Below are 5,199 nucleotides of genomic sequence, written 5' to 3'. Positions count from 1 at the left end.
ACCGTCAACAAAATGAGAAACGGATAAATAACGCATTCTAAGCCGAGCATTGGATGTGGAATTAATCAGACTCGGAAAATCATGCTTCATAAGGACTCCTTTTAAGAGTCCATATTAGATCACAAAATTAACGGAATTGGTATTATGTAGAGCGTGGAATCGGTTTTGTGAAGATAAAAGCAGAGTGATCTCGCTCTGCTTTAGAGATTGGTTAAACTTGATAAGTTAATTAACGGAATTGGTATAAGTATCGGAGTGTCTGGTATTCCATCGGACTCGCGCAAGAGAAGAACTCTTTCGACTGAAGGAAATATACAATGATTCAAATGTAAAAAAGCCCTGCTATTTCTAGCAGGGCTTTTCTAATAAGTGGCGGAGTGGACGGGACTCGAACCCGCGACCCCCGGCGTGACAGGCCGGTATTCTAACCAACTGAACTACCACTCCGCAGTGGTCAACTCACTAAGTGAGCGTCCATATCTCCAGGTCGGTCAACCTAAAGATTTAATTTAAAGCCTGGCGATGACCTACTCTCACATGGGGAAGCCCCACACTACCATCGGCGCTATTGTGTTTCACTTCTGAGTTCGGCATGGAATCAGGTGGGTCCACAATGCTATGGTCGCCAAGCAAATTCTTTTCTTACTCTCAGCTTTTAAAAAGCTAAAGGTAAAATAATTCGGAAAGCTGTTTCTTATTCTCTAAAAGCGTCAGGGAAAACTCATCTCAGGGCTCGCTTCCCGCTTAGATGCTTTCAGCGGTTATCGATTCCGAACTTAGCTACCGGGCAATGCCATTGGCATGACAACCCGAACACCAGAGGTTCGTCCACTCCGGTCCTCTCGTACTAGGAGCAGCCCCCTTCAATTTTCCAACGCCCACGGCAGATAGGGACCGAACTGTCTCACGACGTTCTAAACCCAGCTCGCGTACCACTTTAAATGGCGAACAGCCATACCCTTGGGACCGACTTCAGCCCCAGGATGTGATGAGCCGACATCGAGGTGCCAAACACCGCCGTCGATATGAACTCTTGGGCGGTATCAGCCTGTTATCCCCGGAGTACCTTTTATCCGTTGAGCGATGGCCCTTCCATTCAGAACCACCGGATCACTATGACCTGCTTTCGCACCTGCTCGAATTGTCATTCTCGCAGTCAAGCGGGCTTATGCCATTGCACTAACCACACGATGTCCAACCGTGTTTAGCCCACCTTCGTGCTCCTCCGTTACTCTTTGGGAGGAGACCGCCCCAGTCAAACTACCCACCAGGCACTGTCCGTAAYCCCGATTCAGGGRCCAACGTTAGAACATCAAAACTACAAGGGTGGTATTTCAAGGACGACTCCACCACATCTAGCGACGCGGTTTCAWAGTCTCCCACCTATCCTACACATGTAGGTTCAATGTTCAGTGCCAAGCTGTAGTAAAGGTTCACGGGGTCTTTCCGTCTAGCCGCGGGTACACTGCATCTTCACAGCGATTTCAATTTCACTGAGTCTCGGGTGGAGACAGCGTGGCCATCATTACGCCATTCGTGCAGGTCGGAACTTACCCGACAAGGAATTTCGCTACCTTAGGACCGTTATAGTTACGGCCGCCGTTTACCGGGGCTTCGATCAAGAGCTTCGACCGAAGTCTAACCCCATCAATTAACCTTCCGGCACCGGGCAGGCGTCACACCGTATACGTCATCTTACGATTTTGCACAGTGCTGTGTTTTTAATAAACAGTTGCAGCCACCTGGTATCTGCGACTCTCGTCTGCTCCATCCGCAAGGGACTTCACTGATAAGAGCGTACCTTCTCCCGAAGTTACGGTACCATTTTGCCTAGTTCCTTCACCCGAGTTCTCTCAAGCGCCTTGGTATTCTCTACCCGACCACCTGTGTCGGTTTGGGGTACGATTCCTTACAATCTGAAGCTTAGAGGCTTTTCCTGGAAGCATGGCATCAATGACTTCACNTGTGTTTTTAATAAACAGTTGCAGCCACCTGGTATCTGCGACTCTCGTCTGCTCCATCCGCAAGGGACTTCACTGATAAGAGCGTACCTTCTCCCGAAGTTACGGTACCATTTTGCCTAGTTCCTTCACCCGAGTTCTCTCAAGCGCCTTGGTATTCTCTACCCGACCACCTGTGTCGGTTTGGGGTACGATTCCTTACAATCTGAAGCTTAGAGGCTTTTCCTGGAAGCATGGCATCAATGACTTCACTACCGTAGTAGCTCGACATCGTATCTCAGCGTTATGAAAGTCCGGATTTACCTAAACYTTCCGCCTACRTACTTGAACCTGGACAACCGTCGCCAGGCCCACCTAGCCTTCTCCGTCCCCCCATCGCAATTGTAAGAAGTACGGGAATATTAACCCGTTTCCCATCGACTACGCCTTTCGGCCTCGCCTTAGGAGTCGACTTACCCTGCCCCGATTAACGTTGGACAGGAACCCTTGGTCTTCCGGCGAGGGAGTTTTTCACTCCCTTTATCGTTACTCATGTCAGCATTCGCACTTCTGATACCTCTCCGTCCCCCCATCGCAATTGTAAGAAGTACGGGAATATTAACCCGTTTCCCATCGACTACGCCTTTCGGCCTCGCCTTAGGAGTCGACTTACCCTGCCCCGATTAACGTTGGACAGGAACCCTTGGTCTTCCGGCGAGGGAGTTTTTCACTCCCTTTATCGTTACTCATGTCAGCATTCGCACTTCTGATACCTCCAGCAGCCCTTACAGACCACCTTCAACGGCTTACAGAACGCTCCCCTACCCCACRYACCCTAAGGTAYGTAGCCGCAGCTTCGGTGTATAGCTTAGCCCCGTTACATCTTCCGCGCAGGCCGACTCGACCAGTGAGCTATTACGCTTTCTTTAAATGATGGCTGCTTCTAAGCCAACATCCTGGCTGTCTGAGCCTTCCCACATCGTTTCCCACTTAGCTATACTTTGGGACCTTAGCTGGCGGTCTGGGTTGTTTCCCTCTCCACGACGGACGTTAGCACCCGCCGTGTGTCTCCCGGATAGTACTTACTGGTATTNGTAGCCGCAGCTTCGGTGTATAGCTTAGCCCCGTTACATCTTCCGCGCAGGCCGACTCGACCAGTGAGCTATTACGCTTTCTTTAAATGATGGCTGCTTCTAAGCCAACATCCTGGCTGTCTGAGCCTTCCCACATCGTTTCCCACTTAGCTATACTTTGGGACCTTAGCTGGCGGTCTGGGTTGTTTCCCTCTCCACGACGGACGTTAGCACCCGCCGTGTGTCTCCCGGATAGTACTTACTGGTATTCGGAGTTTGCAAAGGGTTGGTAAGTCGGGATGACCCCCTAGCCTTAACAGTGCTCTACCCCCAGTAGTATTCGTCCGAGGCGCTACCTAAATAGCTTTCGGGGAGAACCAGCTATCTCCAGGTTTGATTGGCCTTTCACCCCTAGCCACAAGTCATCCGCTAATTTTTCAACATTAGTCGGTTCGGTCCTCCAGTTGATGTTACTCAACCTTCAACCTGCCCATGGCTAGATCACCTGGTTTCGGGTCTAATCCTAGCAACTGTACGCCCAGTTAAGACTCGGTTTCCCTACGGCTCCCCTAAACGGTTAACCTTGCTACTAAAATTAAGTCGCTGACCCATTATACAAAAGGTACGCAGTCACACCACGAAGGTGCTCCTACTGCTTGTACGTACACGGTTTCAGGTTCTATTTCACTCCCCTCACAGGGGTTCTTTTCGCCTTTCCCTCACGGTACTGGTTCACTATCGGTCAGTCAGTAGTATTTAGCCTTGGAGGATGGTCCCCCCATATTCAGACAGGATATCACGTGTCCCGCCCTACTCGTTTTCACTGATGATGAGATGTCGATTACGGGGCTATCACCCTTTATTGCGGCACTTTCCAGAGCCTTCATCTGTCTCATTAAAAGCTTAAGGGCTAATCCAATTTCGCTCGCCGCTACTTTCGGAATCTCGGTTGATTTCTCTTCCTCGGGGTACTTAGATGTTTCAGTTCCCCCGGTTTGCCTCCTGTTGCTATGTATTCACAACAGGATACTTACTTATGTAAGTGGGTTTCCCCATTCAGGAATCCCAGACTNCTGATGATGAGATGTCGATTACGGGGCTATCACCCTTTATTGCGGCACTTTCCAGAGCCTTCATCTGTCTCATTAAAAGCTTAAGGGCTAATCCAATTTCGCTCGCCGCTACTTTCGGAATCTCGGTTGATTTCTCTTCCTCGGGGTACTTAGATGTTTCAGTTCCCCCGGTTTGCCTCCTGTTGCTATGTATTCACAACAGGATACTTACTTATGTAAGTGGGTTTCCCCATTCAGGAATCCCAGACTCAAAAGGTTATTACTACCTAATCTGGGCTTATCGCAAGTTATTACGCCTTTCATCGCCTCTGACTGCCAAGGCATCCACCGTGTACGCTTAGTCACTTAACCATACAACCCGAAAGGGTCTTGTGTATGGCAACTAACCAAGGTTTTTGGTTGTCATTAAGAAGGGTTAATTCTCAATGACTGTTTGCCGGACTCAATGTGATTCAAACGAATTTGAATCGAATACAAGACACTTGAATGTGTTTGTTGTGTTTATACCGTTCTTATTAAATAAGAGCAGATAAACATTGAGAACTTTTAAATTTGATTAACTTAATCACAGCCTTGAGCTGTTTGATTTCACTTTTAAAAGTGAAAGCCAATTAAGTAATCAGTCAGCTTTCCAAATTGTTAAAGAGCTTGATTCAATAAATGAACCATTTTTAAAGACTCTCTTAAGAGAATACTTAAAGATGGTGGAGCTATGCGGGATCGAACCGCAGACCTCCTGCGTGCAAGGCAGGCGCTCTCCCAGCTGAGCTATAGCCCCATCTAGGTCGATATTGGTGGGTCTGAGTGGACTTGAACCACCGACCTCCCGCTTATCAGGCGAGCGCTCTAACCAGCTGAGCTACAGACCCAATATCGTCTCTTAACTTTTCTAAACCTAATCAATCTGTGTGGACACTTATCGTGAATATCTTCGTATAAGGAGGTGATCCAGCCCCAGGTTCCCCTAGGGCTACCTTGTTACGACTTCACCCCAGTCATGAACCACAAAGTGGTGAGCGTCCTCCCCGAAAGGTTAAACTACCCACTTCTTTTGCAGCCCACTCCCATGGTGTGACGGGCGGTGTGTACAAGGCCCGGGAACGTATTCACCGT

3 tRNA genes and 3 rRNA genes are annotated in these 5,199 nt (G+C 48.8%); all 6 read right to left on the bottom strand.

What is annotated here, in order from left to right:
* Positions 1-370: 370 nt before the first annotated feature.
* Positions 371-447: transfer RNA gene (locus L1D22_RS21860), tRNA-Asp, on the bottom strand.
* A 67-nt stretch (positions 448-514) separates the two neighbouring features.
* Positions 515-630, bottom strand: a 5S ribosomal RNA gene (gene rrf / locus L1D22_RS21855).
* Positions 631-666: 36 nt separating this feature from the next.
* Positions 667-4,437: ribosomal RNA gene (locus tag L1D22_RS21850) — 23S ribosomal RNA — on the bottom strand.
* A gap of 351 nt (positions 4,438-4,788) precedes the next feature.
* Positions 4,789-4,864, bottom strand: a tRNA-Ala gene (locus tag L1D22_RS21845).
* A gap of 14 nt (positions 4,865-4,878) precedes the next feature.
* Positions 4,879-4,955: transfer RNA gene (locus L1D22_RS21840), tRNA-Ile, on the bottom strand.
* A gap of 67 nt (positions 4,956-5,022) precedes the next feature.
* Positions 5,023-5,199, bottom strand: a 16S ribosomal RNA gene (locus L1D22_RS21835); the annotation flags it as partial.

Source organism: Vibrio sp. Isolate34, assembly GCF_022397915.1.
Classification (GTDB): domain Bacteria; phylum Pseudomonadota; class Gammaproteobacteria; order Enterobacterales; family Vibrionaceae; genus Vibrio.
This window is presented reverse-complemented; position numbering and strand designations above follow the sequence as displayed.